Source organism: Microbacterium sp. NPDC055357, assembly GCF_053644835.1.
Window position 1 is genome coordinate 53,397 of the sequence record NZ_JBSHLZ010000001.1, and the last position, 19,568, is coordinate 72,964.

14 protein-coding genes are annotated in these 19,568 nt (G+C 70.9%); 5 read left to right on the forward strand and 9 right to left on the reverse strand.

Going from position 1 to position 19,568, the window contains the following annotated elements; genetic code table 11:
* Positions 1-6 precede the first annotated feature (6 nt).
* The gene (locus ACWICD_RS00285; RefSeq protein ID WP_454138953.1) at positions 7-750 is read left to right on the forward strand and encodes a formylglycine-generating enzyme family protein; all 744 of its coding nucleotides are present in this window, start codon (positions 7-9) and stop codon (positions 748-750) included.
* A 528-nt stretch (positions 751-1,278) separates the two neighbouring features.
* Positions 1,279-2,772 carry an HNH endonuclease signature motif containing protein gene (locus ACWICD_RS00290; RefSeq protein WP_454138954.1) on the forward strand — a complete coding sequence of 498 codons (1,494 nt, stop codon included), beginning with the start codon at positions 1,279-1,281 and terminating at the stop codon, positions 2,770-2,772.
* Positions 2,773-3,604: 832 nt separating this feature from the next.
* Here ACWICD_RS00290 and ACWICD_RS00295 read toward each other — a convergent pair.
* The 6 genes from ACWICD_RS00295 to ACWICD_RS00320 form a co-directional block, all read right to left on the reverse strand.
* The gene (locus ACWICD_RS00295) at positions 3,605-4,378 is read right to left on the reverse strand and encodes a DNA-formamidopyrimidine glycosylase family protein (RefSeq protein ID WP_454138955.1); all 774 of its coding nucleotides are present in this window, start codon (positions 4,376-4,378) and stop codon (positions 3,605-3,607) included.
* Positions 4,371-9,089 (reverse strand): ATP-dependent helicase, encoded by a 4,719-nt coding sequence (locus ACWICD_RS00300; protein ID WP_454138956.1) that lies wholly within the window; start codon positions 9,087-9,089, stop codon positions 4,371-4,373. The genes ACWICD_RS00295 and ACWICD_RS00300 overlap by 8 nt, the downstream gene beginning before the upstream one ends.
* Before the next feature lie 65 nt (positions 9,090-9,154).
* Complete coding sequence (locus tag ACWICD_RS00305) at positions 9,155-10,765, reverse strand: ABC-F family ATP-binding cassette domain-containing protein (RefSeq protein ID WP_454138957.1); 1,611 nt, start codon at positions 10,763-10,765, stop codon at positions 9,155-9,157.
* Positions 10,766-11,029: 264 nt separating this feature from the next.
* A complete protein-coding gene (locus ACWICD_RS00310) occupies positions 11,030-12,064 on the reverse strand; it encodes an alanine racemase (protein WP_454138958.1) in 1,035 nt (344 codons plus the stop codon).
* Complete coding sequence (locus ACWICD_RS00315) at positions 12,061-12,798, reverse strand: alanine racemase (RefSeq protein WP_454138959.1); 738 nt, start codon at positions 12,796-12,798, stop codon at positions 12,061-12,063. The genes ACWICD_RS00310 and ACWICD_RS00315 overlap by 4 nt, the downstream gene beginning before the upstream one ends.
* Entirely contained in the window at positions 12,795-13,466 is a 672-nt protein-coding gene (locus ACWICD_RS00320) for an alpha/beta hydrolase (RefSeq protein WP_454138960.1), read from the reverse strand. Before ACWICD_RS00320 ends, ACWICD_RS00315 begins: the two co-directional genes overlap by 4 nt.
* A 39-nt stretch (positions 13,467-13,505) precedes the next feature.
* Between ACWICD_RS00320 and ACWICD_RS00325 the strand changes: the two genes are divergently transcribed.
* A complete protein-coding gene (locus ACWICD_RS00325) occupies positions 13,506-14,093 on the forward strand; it encodes an NUDIX hydrolase family protein (protein WP_376130895.1) in 588 nt (195 codons plus the stop codon).
* Between the two features lie 27 nt (positions 14,094-14,120).
* On the opposite strand, the gene ACWICD_RS00330 is transcribed toward ACWICD_RS00325, so the two are convergent.
* The 3 genes from ACWICD_RS00330 to ACWICD_RS00340 are packed head-to-tail and all read right to left on the reverse strand — an operon-like array spanning position 14,121 to position 17,603.
* Positions 14,121-15,257: a threonine aldolase family protein gene (locus ACWICD_RS00330; protein WP_454138961.1), complete on the reverse strand. Its 1,137-nt coding sequence runs from the start codon at positions 15,255-15,257 to the stop codon at positions 14,121-14,123.
* A 38-nt stretch (positions 15,258-15,295) separates the two neighbouring features.
* On the reverse strand, positions 15,296-16,078 hold the full coding sequence (locus ACWICD_RS00335; protein WP_454138962.1) for an SDR family NAD(P)-dependent oxidoreductase: 783 nt from the start codon (positions 16,076-16,078) through the stop codon (positions 15,296-15,298).
* Positions 16,071-17,603 (reverse strand): DUF6421 family protein, encoded by a 1,533-nt coding sequence (locus tag ACWICD_RS00340; protein ID WP_454138963.1) that lies wholly within the window; start codon positions 17,601-17,603, stop codon positions 16,071-16,073. The genes ACWICD_RS00335 and ACWICD_RS00340 overlap by 8 nt, the downstream gene beginning before the upstream one ends.
* Positions 17,604-17,682: 79 nt before the next feature.
* On the opposite strand from ACWICD_RS00340, the gene ACWICD_RS00345 reads away from it, so the two are divergent.
* Both ACWICD_RS00345 and ACWICD_RS00350 read left to right on the forward strand, forming a co-directional pair.
* Positions 17,683-18,129: an Lrp/AsnC family transcriptional regulator gene (locus ACWICD_RS00345; protein WP_376131455.1), complete on the forward strand. Its 447-nt coding sequence runs from the start codon at positions 17,683-17,685 to the stop codon at positions 18,127-18,129.
* Between the two features lie 125 nt (positions 18,130-18,254).
* A complete protein-coding gene (locus ACWICD_RS00350) occupies positions 18,255-19,493 on the forward strand; it encodes an IS256 family transposase (protein WP_454139226.1) in 1,239 nt (412 codons plus the stop codon).
* Positions 19,494-19,568: the final 75 nt, after the last annotated feature.

A 19,568-nucleotide genomic window follows, 5' to 3' on the forward strand; every position in this document is an offset into this window, starting at 1 on the left:
TCGCCCGTGGCGGACATCGAGATGGCGACGATTCCGGCGGGATCGGTCGTCCTGCACGATGCGCGCCGTACCCGGCGGTGGAGCGTCGCCCTCGAGCCGTTCGAGATCGGGGTGTATCCCGTGACGCAGGCGCAGGTGGCCGAACTGCTCGGCGAGACGGCGACGCAGCCGCGGCGTCCGGCCGTCGAGGTCAGCTGGTTGCGCGCCGTGCGACTGTGCAACGCGGCATCCGAATGGGAGGGCTTCGATCCCGCCTACACGTTCGACGGCGAGCAGGTCACGTGGCACGTCGACTCCGACGGCTACCGGCTGCCGACCGAGGCGGAATGGGAGTACGCGTGCCGTGCGGGCTCGACCGGCGCCCACTACGGCCCGCTCGCGGACGTCGCCTGGACCGCGGCCGACGGCGTGAGCGCCCCGCAGCCGGTCGGCGGGCGGCATCCCAATCTCTTCGGACTCTTCGACACGCTCGGCAACGTGTGGGAATGGTGCTGGGATCTGCTCGATCCCGCGCGCTACGACGACTACCGCGTGTTCCGCGGGGGCGGATTCGCCGACGACGCGTGGAGTGTGCGGGCGTCGGTGCGGCGCGGCGGCGCGCCCCGGATGCACCACGACGATGTCGGATTGCGCTTCGCGCGCGGCGGCTTCGACGGGACCGACGCGGCGCAGGGATGGTCGGCGCGTGTCGACGACGAGCGGGCCTCCCTCGGAGGGCCGCTGCCGCCGGGATGGACACCGCGGCGCTGAGTCGGTGCGGTGGCGTCGGGGTCATCCAGTCTTGCGGTCGCGCTTCTTGGCGACGAACTGCCCGAGAGTGAGCCCCTTCAGCAAGTCTGCGGGCGCGATGTCCTGCGCGACGGCGATGCGGACGAGGGTGTGGATACTCGGCGTGGCGTGATCGCGCGCGTGCCTGCGGAGGAGTCGATCCCGGTGCGCATGTCGTGCGTCTTCTTGTGGCGCCGTCGAATCTGGGCGATTTGCCGACCGATGTGTGCGGCGGCGGATGACGGGTCTCGAGCACCCGTCACGCGTGGTCACCCTGGGGTGTTTGTGCCAGGGCGGCTCCAGCGGGTGCTGATGCCTCTCGGCCTCCTCTCGATAGAAGGGGGGGGCCGATGGTCGACGAACAGCTGGTGAAGTCGCGTCGGCGCGTGCAGATAACGGTGGGGTTTCACGCCGCTGCCGACTTCGTCCACACCGGCGCCGCTCGAGGAGTTATCCACAATGCATGGGAACACCGCTTCGAATGTCGGAGGGTGTGGTCATACTTGTGGCATGAGCTTCCTCGAAGATCTTCGCGACAGGGTCGAAAGGCTCGCCGTGTTCGCGGAGCTCGATGTGGCCACTGCCGAGCTGCCGGCATCCGCGACCCAACTCAGCGATTCTTCCGTGCGCGACCTGCTCTCCGAGGCGACAGGACTCATCAAGCAGGCGACCACTCTGCAATCGATCCTGGCAGGCATCGCCTCTGCGCGGTCCGGGCGCGAACGAGGGCACAAGGGCTTCACGCAAGAGACCGGGCATCGTAACGCGGTGGAGTTCATCCGCGACCTGACCGGCACGACGCGCGGCGAGGCGATCCGCGCCGTCAAGGTCGGCGAGGCCCTGCTCGACGGGGCCGGAGTGCCGGGCGACTCGACTGATGCTCCCGATCCGGATGCCGCACCCGCCACTCCGTCGTGGCATCAGCCGCTGAGCGACGCACTGCTGGGCGGGCTGCTCTCCACCGCGCAGCACCATGCGATCCGAGGTGGTCTCGGCGAGCCCCCGCAGATCGATGGTCGCGACTGCGCAGCGGTGGTTGACGTGTGGCGGGCGGCGGCGCGCGAGCTCGCACTCGAAGCCGCCGAGTGCACGGTCGAAGACCTCGGCGCCCGTGCTCGGTCGCTGCGAGACATGCTCGATCCGGCCGGCGCCGAGGAGCGCTTCGCCGCGAGGTACGCCAAGCGATCGTTCCGGTGGTCGACGACGTCCGACGGCCAGCGGCAGGCGCACATAACGTTCGACGACGAGATGGGCGAGTGGGTGCGTGGCGTGATGGATGCTGCGCTGTCGCCCCGCCGCGGTGGCCCGCGCTTCGTCGCGGCAGAGGAGAAGGCCGCGGCCGACGCACTCGTCACCGATCCGCGCACGAACGAGCAGCTCGCCTATGACTTGTTCACCGATGTCCTCCGCGCTGGAGCGCTGGCCAGCGCCGACGACGTCTTCGGCGTGAAAGAAGCCGGCGTGCGCCTCGTCGCGATCCAGGATGCCGTGTCGGGTGGCGCGTCCCAGCGTGATGCCTTCGACCGACTGCGCACGACTGCTCACACCGAGGACGGACTCGTCACGCTCCCCGGATCGGTGCTCGATCGGGCGCTCTGCGTGAATGGATCCGTGAATCTGACCGTCGACACCTCCGGCAACCCGCTGGATGTCGGCCGCGAAGCACGCCTGTTCACCCGGAAGCAGCGGATCGCGCTCGCCGTGCGAGACGGAGGGTGCTTGTGGCCCGGATGCGACAGGCCTCCCGCCTACTGTGAGGCGCATCATTGCGAGCACTGGGCCGACGGTGGCCGGACCGACTGCACGTCGGGTGTACTGCTCTGTCGCTTCCACCATCTGAACCTGCACAACGGCGGATGGCGTATCGGACGAGCTGATGGCGGCTTCGTTCTGCATCTTCCACCGGGTATCGCGGGCGAACCGATACCGCTCCGATCGAGATCGGCGCTGCGATGGCTCTGGGATCCGCCACCCGAACGGACTGGCTGGCGAGAGGCGGCGTAGCGCGGATGGCGCCGTGATTCGGCAGGGCGATGGGCGGTGTCTGGCGGCACCGACTTCGCTTTCGCGTTGGTCAGGTCCTGCAACCCGGCCTGCAGCGTCCGCCGGAACGCGCCGGGGTGGGCGAGGTCGGGAGCGGGATCGGCGAGGACTTCACCGAGCGGAGTCGTCGGGACAGACCTGGTTGTGGGTCATCGTGGGATCTCTGCTGTGCTTCTTGCCGGAAACAACTGGTCATCCACGATGGCCCTTCGACGTCACCGGCGACGAGAGCCCCCGCAGGAAGTGGCAACACGCTCTGGGGGCTCGCCCGGCGACGGACGGGTCGAGCGGTGGTTGTCTGGACGGGCGGCGACGGACGGGGCAGGCGATGCGTGACAGGGCGAGGGGTGCGCGGGCGGGCGATGCCTGACAGGGCGAGCGATGCCGGGCACCAGACGACGTTGCGCTGCGGGTCGAGCGATGGCTGTTTGGACGGAGGGCGACTGACTGGGCAGGCGATGGCTGCCTGGATGGGCGGCGACTGACAGAGCGAGCGATGCCTGACAGGTCGAGCGATGCGTGGGCACGGCTGGCGTATACGATGCGGATCCTTCCGACGATGTTCAGGTCGGGCAGACGGTGCGCCAGAAGACGGTGCGCTACGGGTCGAGCGATGGCTGTATGGACCGGCGGCGACGGACGGGTCGAGCGATGGCTGTTTGGACGGAGGGCGACTGACTGGGCGGGCGTTGGCTGTCTGGACGGGCGGCGATTGACGAGGGTCGCGATGCCTGACAGGCGAGCAATGCTCGGGCACGGCTGGCGTATGCCGCGCGGACCATTCCGACGATGCTCAGGTCTGGCAGACGGGGCACCAGAACACGTTGCGCTCGCGGGTCGCGTCGACGCCGAGCGTCGTAGCGAGGATCGCGGTGCCGCAGCGGCGGCACGGGGAGTTCTCACGCCGGTACACCCAGGTGCGGCGCCCGGGGCGCGCATCACCCGTGAAGGTGCGCGCGGAGCGGTCGCGGTTCGCGCGCAACATGCGGACGCCCGTGTCGATGAGCGCAGCGGCATCTGTCTCGTTCGCCGGGGTCATCGGCAGGATGCCGCGGACGAACAGCATCTCGTTCGCGTACACGTTGCCGAAACCGGCGACGTTTCGCTGGTCGAGGATCGCGACGTGCACCGGACGAGAGTCGGCCTGCACCCGCCGTGCCGCCTCGACGGGATTCCACTCGGCCGAAAGCGGGTCGGGGCCGAGATAGCCGATGAGATCGTCTTCGCGCGCCGTCGGCACGACCTCGATCTCGGCGAGGTCGAATCCGACCGTCTCATACCCGGCGGTGCCGACCACGGCCCGCGCGCGGAAGCCGGGTGCGCGCCAGCGCTCGCCACGGCGGTACACGTGCCACTCGCCTTCCATCTTCAGGTGCGAGTGAAGCGTCCAGGGGCCGATGCGGTGCAGCAGGTGCTTTCCCCGCGGGACGACCCCGTGCACCGTCAGCCCCGAGAGGTCGATCGTCGCGGCCTGCGGTACGCGCAGCTCGAAGCGCGTCACTTCGGCACCGGCGAGCACATCGTTCAACCGTCGCGCCGCGCGGAAGACGGTGTCGCCCTCAGGCACGCGTCGCCTGCCGTGCGGCGTCGCCCGCCGTGAGGCGGCGCAGCGTCAGCCCCCGGGGGGACTCGACGAAACCCGCCTCGCGCAGCAGACGGCCCACCGTCGTGCCGAACACGAGCGCACCGTTGACCTGTTCGATCGTCAGAGTCTCGAGCCGGCGCGCCCGCGCCGTCGCCGCGAGCTCGCGGGTCGCAGCCGCCAGCGCCTGCTCGTCGCCGGTGAACGCCAATGCCGACTTGCCGCCGCGTTCGAGATAGAGCGCGAGCGCACCATCGACGAGCACGACGAGCGCGCCGGCTTTGCGTCCGGGACGATGCGAGACCCCCTCGAGCGCGGGCCACGCGAGCGCCGCTCCGTACGGGTTCGCCGGATCGGTCGCCGCGAGCGCGACGGCCCGCAGAGGCGGAGGGTCGGACAACCCCGCGAACTCGCGCAGCCGATCGACGGTCGCCGAGGCGGCGAACTGCGCGGCGCCGAGCTTCTCGATGACGTATCCCCGCCGGCAGTGCCCCGCCTCTTCGAAACCGGCCAGCACGCGGTACACCTGCGCGAACCCGCCCGGCACACCCTCGGACTGCACCGACCCGCGCGTGACGACCCCGTACCGGTCGAGCAGCAGGCTCGCGGTCGCGGTGGCCCGCAGCGTCGGATCCGCCTCGGCGCCGGGCAGCAGCGACCAACGACCGCCGAGGGCGGGGGGCCGCGGCGGCACGGATGTCGCGAGCGTGCGCGCGGCCGCCCCCCGGTAGAGACGCGCACGCGGTGCCCGGCGCGCGACCCGGTGGGTCTGCGCGCCGCCGCCGAGGAGCGTACGCACCGGCGAGAACGTGTCGTTCGTGATGCGCCCCGCCCACGTGAGGCTCCACAGTGCGTCGATGACCGACTGCTCGTTGGCAGCCCCCGTGAGCTGCGTGAGCTGACCGGCGAAGTACGCCCCGCCCGCCGAGAGAGCGTGCAGCAGCTGATCTTCGAGCGACCCGGGGGCGACATCGTCTTCGGGAAGGGCGAGAGTCAGGGATGCGGCATCCGCGGGGTGCAATGCGATCCAGCCGTCGCGACCCGGCAGCGTGCCGTGGCCGGACCAGACGACTTCACCCGAGGAGGTCAGCTCGTCGAGCATCGTGGGCGTGTAGTCGGAGACGCGGGCCGGCAGGATGAGCGACTCCCAGGCACTGGCGGGGATCGGCACGCCCGCGAGCTGCTCGACGACGGCGGCGACGCCGTCGACGCCCTCGAGGGGGCGGGCGACGTGCTGCCACACGGGGAGGAACCGAGCGAACGCGTCGGGCGGCACGGGCTCGACGCTTCCGCGGATGGCGGCGAGCGAGCGCATCCGCAGACGTCGGAGCACGCCGACGTCGCACCACTCGAGGTCGTCTCCGGCGGCCTCGATCCTCGCCTCCGCCGAGGCCTCGGGAAGGAAGTACCCGCTCGTGACCCGGCCCTGCGACTCGAGCCGCTGCAGCGTGAGGCGGGCGACGGCCGAGCCGATGCCGAGCCGCCGGGCTGCGGCATCCGCGGTGAACGGGCCGTGGGTGCGCGCGAAGCGTGCGATCAGGTCGCCGAGCGGGTCGGGCAGCGGTTCGAGGAAGGCCGTCGGGATGCCGACGGGAAGGGCAACCCCGAGCGCATCGCGCAGGCGCCCGGCGTCTTCGATCGCGGCGTAGCGGGCGGTGCCCGCGATGGTCACCCGGATCGCCCGTCGAGCGTCGACCAGCTCGTCGAGCAGGGTCGCCGCCCCGTCGACCGTGACCGGTCCCGGCGTCGCCTCTTCGTCGGTCGGCGTCTCGGGGTTCTGCACGCGCAGGGCGGTCTCGTCGGCGTCGAGCGGTCCGAGCAGTCGCAGCAGGTCGGCGACTCCCTCGATCCCCCGGGCACGGCGCTCGGGGTCGAGCCGCTGCGCTTCGAGCACGAACTGGGCGATGATGTCGGGGTCGAGCAGCTCGCGCATCTCGACCTTGCCGAGCAGCTCGCCCAGCAGCGCCGGATCGACCGAGAGAGCCGCGGCACGCCGCTCGGCGAGGGGAGAGTCGCCCTCGTACATGAACGCGCCGACGTAGCCGAACAGCAGATCGCGCGCGTACGGCGAGGGCTGGGCCGGCTCCGTCTCGACCAGACGGATGCGGCGATCGCCGATGCCGCGCGCGACGCGCAGCAGCGCGGGGAGGTCGTAGACGTCCTGCAGCACTTCGCGCAGCGTCTCGAGGATGATCGGGAAGGTCGGGTAACGCCGGGCGACTTCGAGCAGCTGCGCCGAGCGCTGGCGCTGCTGCCACAGCGGACTGCGTCGCCCGGGATTGCGACGCGGCAGCAGCAGGGCGCGTGCGGCGCATTCGCGGAAGCGCGAGGCGAACAGCGCCGATCCGCCGACCTCGTCGGTGACGAGCTGTTCGAGCTCGTCGGGCTCGAAGACGAAGAGCTCGGCACCGGGGGGTTCGGCCGTGGCATCCGGAACCCGGGCGATGACGCCGTCGTCGCTCGCGACCGCCGAGCCCTCGACACCGAGGCGTTCGCGGATCCGCGCGTTGACGGCGAGAGCCCACGGTGCGTGCACCTTCATGCCGTATGGGGAATGCAGGATGACACGCCAGTCCCCGACTTCGTCGCGGCCACGCTCGACCGTCAGCGAACGGTCGGTCGGCAACGTGCCGGTCGCTTCGCGCTGCTCGGCGAGATAGGCCAGCAGGTTGCCCTGCGCGAGGTTGTCGAGCCCCGCGTCGTCGAGCCGCGCACGGGCCTTCTCGGGGTCGACGGTCGACAGCTCGCGCGAGAACTTTCCGAGGGCCTCGCCGAGCTCGGCGGGCCGGCCGAGCCCGTCGCCGTGCCAGAACGGCAGCTTTCCGGGCTGCCCGAACGCCGGTGCTACATTGACCCGGTCGTGCGTGATCTCGACGATGCGCCAGCTGGTCGTGCCGAGCGTGAAGACGTCGTTGACGCGGGACTCGTAGACCATCTCTTCGTCGAGCTCGCCGACGCGCGCGTTCTGCGACTCGCCCGCGATGAAGACGCCGAAGAGCCCGCGGTCGGGGATCGTGCCGCCGCTCGTGACGGCGATGCGCTGCGATCCGGGCCTGCCGGTGAGTGTGCCGCGGTCGCGATCCCAGACCAGACGCGGCCGCAGCTCGGCGAACTCGTCGGAGGGGAATCGCCCCGCGAGCAGGTCGAGCGTCGCCTCGTAGGCCGACCGCGGCAGCGACCGGAAGGGCGCCGAGCGCTTGAGCGTGTCGTACCACTCCTCGACATCGAGCGGCTCGAGCGCGCTCGCCGCCACCGTCTGCTGCGCGAGGATGTCGAGCGGATTCTGCGGGATCGATATCGACTCGATCTGGCCCGCCAGCATCCGCTCTGTGACGATCGCGGTGTGCAGGACGTCGGCGCGATGCTTGGGGAACAGGGCCGCACGGCTGACCTCGCCCACCTGGTGGCCGGCACGCCCGATGCGCTGGAGACCGGATGCTGCACTGGGTGGGGCCTCGACCTGGATGACGAGGTCGACCGCGCCCATGTCGATGCCGAGCTCGAGGCTGCTCGTCGCCACGACGCAGCGCAGGGCGCCGCTCTTGAGCTCTTCTTCGACCTGCGCGCGCTGCTCTTTCGACACCGACCCGTGGTGCGCTTTCGCGAGCACGGGGTCGGCGCCGCCCGAGGTGCCCGCCTGGGCCCCCGTCGCCGCGGGGACGGTCGGCTCGGGCAGGTCGAGTCCCAGGCGTTCGGAGTAGATCTCGTTGAGACGGCCCGTGAGGCGCTCGCCGAGCCGGCGCGAGTTCACGAAGACGATCGTGGACCGGTGCTGCAGGATGCGGTCGACGATGGCCTCTTCGACGTGCGGCCACACCGATCCGGTCACTTCGGTCTGGCCGCCGCCCTCGGCGAACCAGTCGGCGTCTTCGCCGCCCGGCTCCGGGGCGCCGGGCGGGGGCGGCGGATTGAGCATGTCCTCGATCGGCACGACGACCGACATGTCGAACGCCTTCGTCGCCCGCGGTGCGACGATCTCGACGGGCGAGGCGCCGCCGAGGAACCGCGCGACCTCGTCGATCGGCCGCACCGTCGCCGACAGCCCGATGCGCTGCGCAGCGTTCGCCTGCGGATCGTGCGCCCGACGCAGAGCATCGAGGCGCTCGAGGCTCACGGCCAGGTGCGCGCCCCGCTTCGTCGCCGCGACGGCGTGGACCTCGTCGATGATGACGGTGTGCACGTCGCGCAGCGTCTCGCGCGCCTGGCTCGTCAGCATCAGGTAGAGCGACTCGGGGGTCGTGATCAGGATGTCGGGGGGCGCCGTGACGAGCTTGCGGCGATCCGACGACGTCGTGTCACCCGACCGCACGCCCACCGAGACGCCCGGCACCGCGATGCCCAGTCGCCGCGCGGACTGGTCGATGCCGACGAGGGGGGAACGCAGGTTGCGCTCGACGTCGACGCCGAGCGCCTTGAGCGGTGAGATGTACAGGATGCGCGTGCCGGGCGCCGGCTCGGCACGGCGGCGGCGCGGGGCAGCGGGCGGGGGCGCGGCATCCTTCTCGCGGAAGACCCGGTCGATCGCCCACAGGAACGCCGCGAGCGTCTTGCCCGAACCGGTCGGCGCGACGACGAGCGCGTGCTTTCCGGCCGACACCGCCCGCCAGGCACCCGCCTGGGCATCGGTCGGCGCGGCGAAGGCGCCGCGGAACCAGTCCTGGGTTGCGGGGCCGAAGCGCTCGAGCACGTCGCTCATCCCTCCATCTTCGTCGCTGTCGCCGACATCGGGCCCGGAACGTGCCGGGGAGGGCGCCACCGGGGTCAGCGCTCGCACAGCGTCCCATCGCGCGACAGCTCGAGCGTGAGATCGACACCGATCCGGTCGAGGAACGCGTCATCGTGGCTCACGACGAGCACGGCGCCGCGATAGGCGGACAGCGCCGCGACGAACCGGTCGACCGTGTCGAGGTCGAGGTTGTTCGTCGGCTCGTCGAAGACGAGCAGCTGCGGCGACGGGTCGGCCAGCAGCAGTCGCGCCAGCGCGACCCGGAACCGTTCGCCCCCCGACAGTGCCGAGACCGGTCGGTCGACGGCGGCGCCGCGGATGAGGAAGCGGGCGAGCCTGTTGCGCAGTTCGACCGTGCCGATCCCGGGAGCGACCGCCGCGACGTTCTCGAGGACGGATGCCGCCTCGTCGAGTCCGTCCACGCGCTGCGGCAGGTAGCCCACGCGATCGGTGTGCAGCTCCGCCCGGATCTCGCCGAGCGCGCCGGTGTGAGACGAGGAAGACCCGACCAGCCGCTCGAGCAGCGTCGTCTTGCCGCTCCCGTTCGGGCCGGTGAGGGCGACGCGCTCGGGTCCCTGCACGATCCAGGCGCGGTCGCCGTCGCCGAGCGTCGCGATGCGGCGCGCCGCCGCGACACCGGGATCGGGCAGATCGATCACGACCGCGTCATCGTCGCGCACGCGCCGCTCGGCGGCGTCGAGGACGTCGCGCGCCGCGGCCTCGCTCTCGGCCTTCTCTCCGCGGAGCTTGCCGGCGGACACCTGAGCCTCGCGCTTGCGCGCGTTCATGATGATCTTCGGCAGCCGCTTCTCGGCGTACGCCTTGTGCCCGACCTGCTGCCGCCGGGCGATCGTCGTCTCGGCTTCGATGCGCTCGCGCTTCTCGCGGCGGACGACCTGCGCGGCCGCGCGCTCCGCCTGGCGCGCGGCATCCTGCTCCGCGTCGAGCCACGCCCGCCACGCGGAGTACGGGCCGCCGAACACCGACAGCTCGCCGGCATACAGCTCCGCGGTGTCGTCCATGAGGTCGAGCAGCGTCGTGTCGTGACTGACGACGACGAGGGCACCGCGCCACGCGCCCGCCATGTCGTACAGCCGTGCCCGTGCGTCGCGGTCGAGGTTGTTGGTCGGCTCGTCGAGCAGCACGATGGGCGCCGCCGCGAGGCGGATGCCGGCGATCGCGGTGAGCACGGCCTCGCCGCCTGACAGCTCGCCGACGTGCCGGTCGAGCATGGCGGGTGCGAGCCCGGCCTCGGCGAGGGCGACGTGGGCGCGCGCCTCGACGTCCCACGCGTCGCCGACGGCGTCGAAGTGCCGCGGGTCGGGGTCGCCGGACTCGAGCGCCCGCAGCCCGCGCAGCGCGTCGCCCACACCGAGCAGATCGGCGACGGGGCGCGCGACATCGAGCGTGAGGCGCTGCGGAAGGTATGCGGCATCCGCGGTTCTGGTGATGTGCCCGCTGTCGGGCGTCAACTCGCCGGCGATGAGCCGCAGCAGTGTCGATTTGCCCGAGCCGTTGCGGCCGACCAGCCCGGTGCGGCCCGAGCCGAACGCCCCGGACACGTCGCTGAGAGCGATCGTGCCGTCGGGCCAGGCGTACGAGACGCGGTCGAGGATGAGAGAGGGGGTGAGGGTGTGAGCAGGCATGCGGCTCCGTTCGCGTCGGGTGCGCGGACGCGCGACACCGGCGCAGCACGCACGGCGGAGCCGGGTGCACAGCGGAGGATCGACGGTCAGCGCGAAGGAAGGGGCGCCGACGGTCGGTCCTGAGCAGCCGTGGCTGCGTCGAAGGACGACGGATGCGGCGCGATTACAGCGCGGGCGCGTCGATTCTCTTCAACGGACTTCCTCACACTCGGGACAGGAGCGCACGACACGATACCGGATGCCGCACCCCGGCGTCCACGAGGCTCAGCCCGAGTACTCGCGGGGCACGAGCGGAGAGACGCGCACGAGGAGCTCTTCGCCGACCGTGTCGATCGCCTCGCCGAGCGTCGTCGGGTCGGATTCGCCGTGCGTCCCGGGACCGAAGAACGTGACCTCGTCGCCGACCTGCGCGTCGGGCCACGCCTCTACGGCGCTCTCGGCGAGGTCGACGCGACGCAGCGCGCGCGCACCGGCCGGAGTGCCCACCGAGACGCGACCGCCGAGCGTCGACGGCAGGCCGTCGAGCGCGCCGAGCCCGACCACGACGGTGTCGCCGTCGAGGCGCACGACGGGGGCGACGAGCGCCGCGGCGGGCACGATGCCCGGCAGCGCGGGGCCGTCGGCCGAGCGCACACCGTAGCCGAACGCCCCGAAGCGCACGAGGTCGTTGCGGAACTCGGGCCGTGCGTGACCCGCGGCGCTCGCCGCGAGGTGCCGCACGCCGGGGGTGAGGCCGGCCGCGCGGGCGAGGTCGACGGCGCGCTCGAACTCCGCGCGGGCGCGGTCGTCGTCGGCGTCGCTGGCTTCGGCGATGTGGCTCCAGATGCCCGTCACGACGATGTCGCCGCCCGCCTCGAGCGCGGCCGCGCGCGCGACGAAAGCCGGCCAGTCCTCAGGGCGCACGCCGTTGCGGTGCAGTCCCGTGTCGATCTTCAGGTGCACCCGGATGCCGCGCCCCGCCGCCCGCGTCGCGACGAGGTCGAGATACCCGGCGTCGCCGACCCCCAGCTCGAGTCGCGCATCGATCGCCTCATCGACCTCGGCGGCGGATGACGTCGCCCACGCGAAGATGCGCGCAGTGGGGGCGGCCGCGCGCACACGGACGCCCGTCGCGATGCTGAACGAGCCGAACCAGTCGATCCCGGCCGCGGTGGCGGTCCGGACGACGGCATCCACGCCGTGCCCGTACGCGTCGTCCTTCACGACGAACATGACGTCGGCCGGGGCGACACGGGCGCGCAGCGTGTCGAGGTTCGCCCGGATCCGGGCGAGGTCCACCCGCAGGACGGCGCCGCTCATGCGGCATCCACCCGTGTGGTGTGCAGCCCGATGCCGCAGACGATCTCGGCCGCGCTCAGCCCCGACGCCGCCGCCCACCCCGCCACCCCACCATTGACCGCGAGACTGCAGGGGGAGGCCGAGACTGCGGGGTCAGCCCGCTGTCTCGGCGCGCCGTTGCAGTCTCGCGGTGATGGGGAGCCGCCGAAGTACACGACCTCGTCGCCGACGCCGACGGCGCTGTCGCCGATATCGACGACGCACACGTCCATCGCGATGCGGCCGACGAGAGGGTGCAGGCGGCCGCCGATCTCGACCGACACCGCGTTGCCGATCGCGCGGGGGAGTCCCTGCCCGTATCCGCCGTCGACGAGCGCGACGCGCGTGTCGCTCGCCGCTCGGTGGGTGTACCCGTACGAGACGCCCTCGCCGCGGCGCAGCGACTTGATCGAGAGCACGCGGGCCGACAGCCGCAGCACGGGCATGCCGCCCGACCCGGGCAGCCCGAACAGCAGGGCGCCGTCGATCGTCGGCTCGGCCACCGCCGTGAGCCCGGCCGCGGTCAGGGCGGCGCGATCGGCCTCGTCGACGACCGCCGCACGCACGCCCGCCGCCGCGAGCACCTCGGCGACGAGGGGCAGCCCGTGCCCCCACGCGTCGCGGCGCAGGTCGGCGACGCCGTCGCCGTCCGCGAGAGCGGATGCCGCATTCCCGGCCAGCGCCGACCGCGAGATGTGCGCCGTCAGGCTCGTCACGCGTCGCCCGACTCGAGCTGCTTGTCGAGGAATGCCCGCACGTCGGCGATCTCGTCCTCGGACACCCCGTGCGCGAGGCCGGGGTAGACGCGGCCGCTCAGCTCGACATGGTCGGGCAGCCACTGGGTCGTGTGCAGGACGAGCGGCTCCGGGATGACCTCGTCGTGCGTGCCGCGCCCCCAGAAGACGGGCGGTCGCTGTTCGGCGAGCTCTTCGTCGCGGGGCAGTTCGCCGGGGGAGACGTAGCCGCTCAGCGCGACGGCGAAGGCGAACCGCGCGGGGTCGAGCCGCATCGCCTGCACGGCGATCGCGGCGCCCTGCGAGAACCCGAGCAACCCGACGGTCTCGGTCTGGGCCGCGGCATCCACCCACTCGATGAACCGGGATGCCGCCTCGGTGACGCGCCGCGGATCGCGGTTGTCGAGACCCTCGATCGGGTACCACGAATAGCCCGGCGAGGGCCACGGCGGGGCGAGCGGCGCGCGCACGGCGGCGATGACGTACTCGTCGGGGAGGTAGGCCGCGAGCCCGAACAGGTCGCGCTCATCGGCCCCGTAGCCATGCAGCAGCACGAGCAGCGGACGACCGGCGCGCTCGCCGGGCGGAACCGACCACTGCACGACCGCGGAATCCAATGCCGGCGTCTCGAGTGCGGGGAACTCAGCCATGCGCCCATCTTTCCAGTGATCGTGAGGTATACAGAAAGCATGTCCGTGCGCACCCCCGACCCCGAACCGGCAGGCGACGAGCCGTTCGGCTCCTCTCAGGGCGCCGTGTCGAACCCGGGTTGGCTCTCCGATGTCGAACTCGCCGAGTCCCGCCGCCGCCTTCCGATGCTCTATGTCGAGGGCATCCCGGTGCGTGTCGACGGCATGGGGCAGGTCATCGACGTCGGCATCCTGCTGCGGGCGACGCCGCTCGGCGAGATCAAGCGCACGATCGTGTCGGGCCGGGTGCGCTACGGCGAAACGGTGCGCGACGCCCTCTTCCGGCATCTCGAAGACGACCTCGGCCCCATGGCGTTCCCCCTCCTGCCGCCGCAGCCGACACCGTTCACGGTCGCCGAGTATTTTCCGATCCCGGGCGTGAGCCCGTACCACGACGACCGGCAGCACGCCGTGTCGCTCGCGTTCGTCGTGCCCGTCACGGGCACGTGCGAACCGCGTCAGGATGCGCTCGAAGTGACGTGGATGCCGCCTGAAGAAGCAGCATCGGACAGTCTCGCCGCCGAGATGGAGGGCGGCAGGGGCACGCTCATCCGCCTGGCGCTGGCGAGCGTCGGGGCGCTGCGCTGAACGGCGGCCCCGGCCTGACGTCGCGGGTCAGCCCGCCGTGACGCCGCCGTCGGTGACGAGCTTGGCACCCGTTGCCGCCGTCTCGTGTGCGATCGCGGCGACGAAAGCGTCGATGTCGGCCTCGGTCGTGTCGAACGAGCACATCCAGCGCACCTCGGTCTCACCCGTGGGCTTTCCGTCGGCTCCCGTGACGGCGCTCCAGTCGTAGAAGCGGAATGTCTCGCGGAGGCGGTCGGCGACGCCGGCGGGCAGCGTCGCGAAGACGCCGTTGGCCTGCGTGGGCTGCGTGAACGCGACGCCGCGGATCGAACCGTCGGCGAGTCCCGCCTCGACGCCCGCGCGCAGGCGCTGCGCCATGGCGTTCGAGTGCGACGCGTTGCGCAGCCACAGGTCGCCGTCCAGCAGCGCGATCAGCTGCGCCGAGACGAACCGCATCTTCGACGCGAGCTGCATGTCGAGCTTGCGCAGGTAGGTGAGACCTGTGGATGCCGCGGGATCGAGCACGACGACGGCTTCGCCGAGCATCGCCCCGTTCTTCGTGCCCCCGAAGCTCAGCACGTCGACGCCGGCGTCGCGCGTGAAGGCGCGCAGGGGTGCGCCGAGCGAGGCGGCGGCGTTCGAGATGCGCGCCCCATCCAGGTGCACGCGCATGCCCAGCGCGTGGGCGTGCTCGGTGATCGCGCGGATCTCGTCGACGGTGTACAGCGTGCCGAGTTCGGTCGACTGCGTGATCGAGACGACGAGCGGCTGCGCGCGGTGCTCGTCGCCCCAGCCCCACGCCTCACGGTCGATGAGGTCGGGGGTCAGCTTGCCGTCGTCGGTCGGGACCGTGAGCAGCTTGATGCCGGCGACCCGCTCGGGGGCACCGCCCTCGTCGACGTTGATGTGCGCCGTGCCCGCCGCGATGACCGCGCCCCAGCGGGGCAGCATCGACTGCAGGCCGACGACGTTCGCGCCGGTGCCGTTGAACACGGGGAACGCCTCGACGCCCTCGCCGAAGTGCTGCGCCATGACGGCCTGCAGGCGCTCGGTGTAGACGTCTTCGCCGTAGGCCACCTGGTGCCCGTCGTTCGCCGCGGCGATCGCCGCGAGCACCTCGGGATGGATGCCGGAGTAGTTGTCGGAGGCGAATCCGCGGACGGTGGGATCATGCAGCGTGGTCACGAGGATCCAATCTAGTTCGGCGCAGCCGCGAGGCCGGTTCAGAGCGCCGGGTCGGTGAGATCGACGATCGTGTCGTTCGTCTCGGCGGCGTCGGTCATCCACAGGTCCGTGAATCGCTGCGCGAGCGCTTCTTCGAGGCCGGACAGGCTCTTCACGCGGAAGATGACGGATGCCGCCCGCAAGGGCTCGTCCGCCTCGCGCGCCGCCTTCGCGAAGCCCTGCGCGACGGCGCGCGCCCACGCCTCGCTCGCGGCTTTCACCGCCGCATAGTTGGCGCCGCCGGCGAGGGGTCGGGCGACCGCGGTCGACGAGACGATCGCGAGGCGTCCCGCCTCGGATGCGCGCAGGTCGGCGTCGAACGCGCGCGAGACGCGGCGCAGCGCCGTGAACGATCGTTCGAGGAACCGGTAGTCGGCGTCGGACTGCCCCGCCAGGCCCCCGCCCCCGCGCCATCCGCCGACGAGATGCGCGATGCCGTCGACCGGCCCGTCCGTGTCGTGCACGCGCTCGGCGAGCGCCGCGACGGCGGCTTCGTCGGTGAGGTCGCACACCTCGGTCCGCACCGCCCCCGGTCCCTGAGCCTGCCCCGGTCCCTGAGCTTGTCGAAGGGTCGCGGCATCCCCCGGCCCCTGAGCTTGTCGCGGTCCCTGAGCTTGTCGCGGTCCCTGAGCTTGTCGAAGGGTCGCCAGCTTCTCCGCATCCCGTCCCACCGCGATGACGCGGGCGCCGGCCGCCGCCAGCGCTCGCGTCATCGCGGCGCCGGCGTCGCTGGTCGCGCCGGCGATCAGGACGAGGCGTCCGTGCACCCCCGCGTCACTCATCGCCCGCCCGGATGCCCGTCGTCGATTCGATGACGGGCCGCATCTTCTTCTCGAGGGCCTCGAAGAACATCGACAGCGGGAACTCGTCGTCCATCACGGCGTCGGTGTATCCCTTCGGGGGCCCGGCGAGGATGTCGTCCGGCAAGCCCCGTGCCCACTGCGATGCGGGGTTGGGCGTCAGCGTGCTGCGCACGAGGTCGTACGCTGCGAGCCAGTGCGCCGTCTTCGGACGGTCGATCGAACGCCAATACAGCTCGTCGATCGCATCGCCGAGCGCGACGACGGCGGCGGGCACGTCGTCCCAGTCGAACGCGAGCGCCGTGTCGGTCCAGTGCAGCACGCCGCGCTGGTGCAGCCACGCGAAGAGCAGCTGCCCGCCCAGCCCGTCGTAGTTGCGCACGCGCGAACCGGTGATCGCGAACCGGAAGATCCGGTCGAAGATGACGGCGTACTGCACGAGCCGAGCATGCTCGAGCATCTCGGCCTCAGCCTCGGTCAGAGCTCCCGACCCCTCAGCGTGTGCCTCCGGCCCCTGAGCGTGTGCTTCCGGTCCCTGAGCCTGTCGAAGGGCGCTCAGCCGCTTCTCGATCTCGACGCTCTCGCGGAACGCCGTGAGGTCGCACCTCAGCTCCTCGAGCGAGTAGAGGAAGTACGGCATCCGCTGCTTGATCATGAAGGGGTCGAACGGCAGGTCGCCGCGCATGTGCGTGCGGTCGTGGATGAGGTCCCACATCACGAACGTCTTCTCGGCGAGATCCTGGTCATCGAGCATGCGCGCCGCGTCCGCGGGCAGCTCGAGCTTGGTGATCTCGGATGCCGCGCGCACGACGCGCCGATACCGCGCCGCCTCGCGATCCTGGAAGATCGCCCCCCACGTGAACGTCGGGATCTCGCGCATGGCCACGGTCTCGGGAAAGAGCACGGCCGAGTTCGTGTCGTAGCCGGGCGTGAAGTCGATCAGCCGCAGCGAGACGAAGAGTCGGTTGGTGTACTCCGTCTCGAGCTGCGCGATGAACTCCGGCCAGATCGCCTGCACGATGAGCGCCTCGACGAAGCGGTTCGGCGACCCGTTCTGCGTATACATCGGGAAGACGACGAGATGACGGATGCCGTCGACCCGGTGCTGCTGCGGCTGGAACGCCACGAGCGAGTCGTAGAAGTCGGGCACGCCGAAGTCGGTTCCGGCCCAGCGCTCGAAGTCGCGCACGCTGGCCTCGAGGTAGTCGGCGTCGTGCGGGAACCGCGGCGCGAGCTCGCGGATGGACTCGACGATCGTTGCGACGGCGACACGGGCGTCGGCATGGTCGGATGCCGCGGGGACCGACCCGTCTTTCGCCTGGACTGCCTGCAGGGCGATCGCGGCATCCTTCAGGCGAAGCCACGCGGTCGTGGTTTCGACGCCGTCCGCTGCGCCCGTCCCGGTCGCTGCGCCCACCCCGGTCGCCGAGCGTGTCGAAGCGTCCTCGACGACCTCTGGCTCACCGACGACGACCTGCGTGGTACGGGCGTGCTGGGTCATAGACATGGATGCCTCCGATCGCTCCTGGCTGCGGATGCCGGAACAATTCCGGCGAATGGGCTCTACTGCCGGTATTCTTCCATGTATGGAAGATGCTGTCGACCTCCGCATCATCGAAGCGGTCTCGCTCGATGCGCGCGCCACTCTCGCCCAGATATCCCACGCCGTGGGGCTGTCGGTGTCGGCGGTGCAAGCGCGGCTGCGCCGACTCGAACAGCGCGGCGTCATCGTCGGCTACCGCGCGCTGCTCGATCCCGAGGCGGTCGGAAAGTCGCTGTCGGCGTTCATCGAGATCACGCCCCTCGACCCGGGGCAACCCGACAATGCGCCCGAGCTGCTCGAGCATCTCAGCGAGATCGAGGCGTGCCACTCTGTCGCCGGTGAAGCGGCGTACATGCTGTTCGTGCGGGTCGCGACCCCGCGCGACCTCGAGTCGCTCATCCGCGACATCCGGCTCGCAGCATCCGTCAGCACGCGCACGACCGTCGTGCTGCAGACGTTCTACGAGAACCGTCCCATCGCGCACGCCTGATCCAGCCTCGCCTGCCCTTCGGGGCCTTTCGCTCGTCGAGCCGAACCTTTTCTGGGGACTGTCCGAATAACGGTGGATCTGGTCTGGCCTGACCGAAAGGAAGGGCGATGACCGATGTCATCGAGATGATCGATCCTGTGACGGGAGAGATCATCGATCAGCAGCAGATCGCGGAGCAGTTGCTCGCGCAGGCGAAGGAGCAGGGCGTCAGCCTGGTCGGCCCGGGCGGGTTGCTCGGGAGTCTGACGAAGACGGTGTTGGAGACCGCGCTTGAGGCGGAGATGACCGAGCACCTCGGGTATGACAAGCACCAGCCCAGCACGGGTGAGAATGCCCGGAACGGGACGCGGTCCAAGACGGTGCTCACCGAGGTCGGCGCGGTGCTGATCGAGGTGCCGCGGGATCGGGACGGGTCGTTCCAGCCGAAGATCGTCCGCAAGCGGCAACGCAGGTTGGACGGGATCGACGAGATCGTCCTGTCGCTGACAGCGCGTGGGCTGACGACCGGTGAGGTCGCGGCGCACTTCGACGACGTCTATGGTGCGTCGGTGTCGAAGGATACGATCTCGAAGATCACTGACAAGGTGATCGAGGAGATGACGGAGTGGTCCAACCGTCCGTTGGATCGCGTCTACCCGGTGGTGTTCATCGACGCGATCGTGGTGAAGGTCCGTGACGGGCAGGTCCGCAACAAGCCGTTCTATGTCGCTGTCGGCGTCACCACTGCCGGGGAACGCGACATCCTCGGCATCTGGGCCGGCGACGGCGGCGAGGGCGCGAAGTTCTGGCTCGGTGTGCTCACCGAGATCAAAAACCGGGGCGTCGAAGACGTCTGCATCGTCGTCTGCGACGGGCTCAAGGGGCTGCCGGAATCGATCACCACGGCATGGCCGCTCGCGACCGTGCAGACGTGCATCATCCACCTGATCCGGAACACGTTCAAGTACGCGTCCCGCGCGCACTGGGACGAGCTCGCCCGCGACGTCAGGCCCGTGTACACGGCGCCGTCCGAGCCGGCGTCGAGGGCGAGGTTCGAGGAGTTCGCGGAGAAATGGTGCACGAAGTACCCCGCGATCCGGCAGCTCTGGGAGAACGCGTGGCCGGAGTTCATCCCGTTCCTGGACTACGACGTCGAGATCAGACGCATCATCTGTTCAACGAACGCGATCGAGTCCCTCAACGCCCGCTACCGGAGGGCGGTGAGAGCCCGCGGGCACTTCCCGAACGACGCCGCCGCGCTGAAGTGCCTCTACCTCGTGACCCGGTCGCTTGACCCGACAGGGCGCGGCCGGGCACGCTGGGTGACGAGGTGGAAGCCGGCGCTGAACGCGTTCGCGATCACGTTCGAAGGCCGAATCAACTAACCATGCGCCAGATCAGATCCACCGTTTACCTGACAGACCCCTTTTCTGCCGAACCGGACGTCGTGGTGGTCGGGT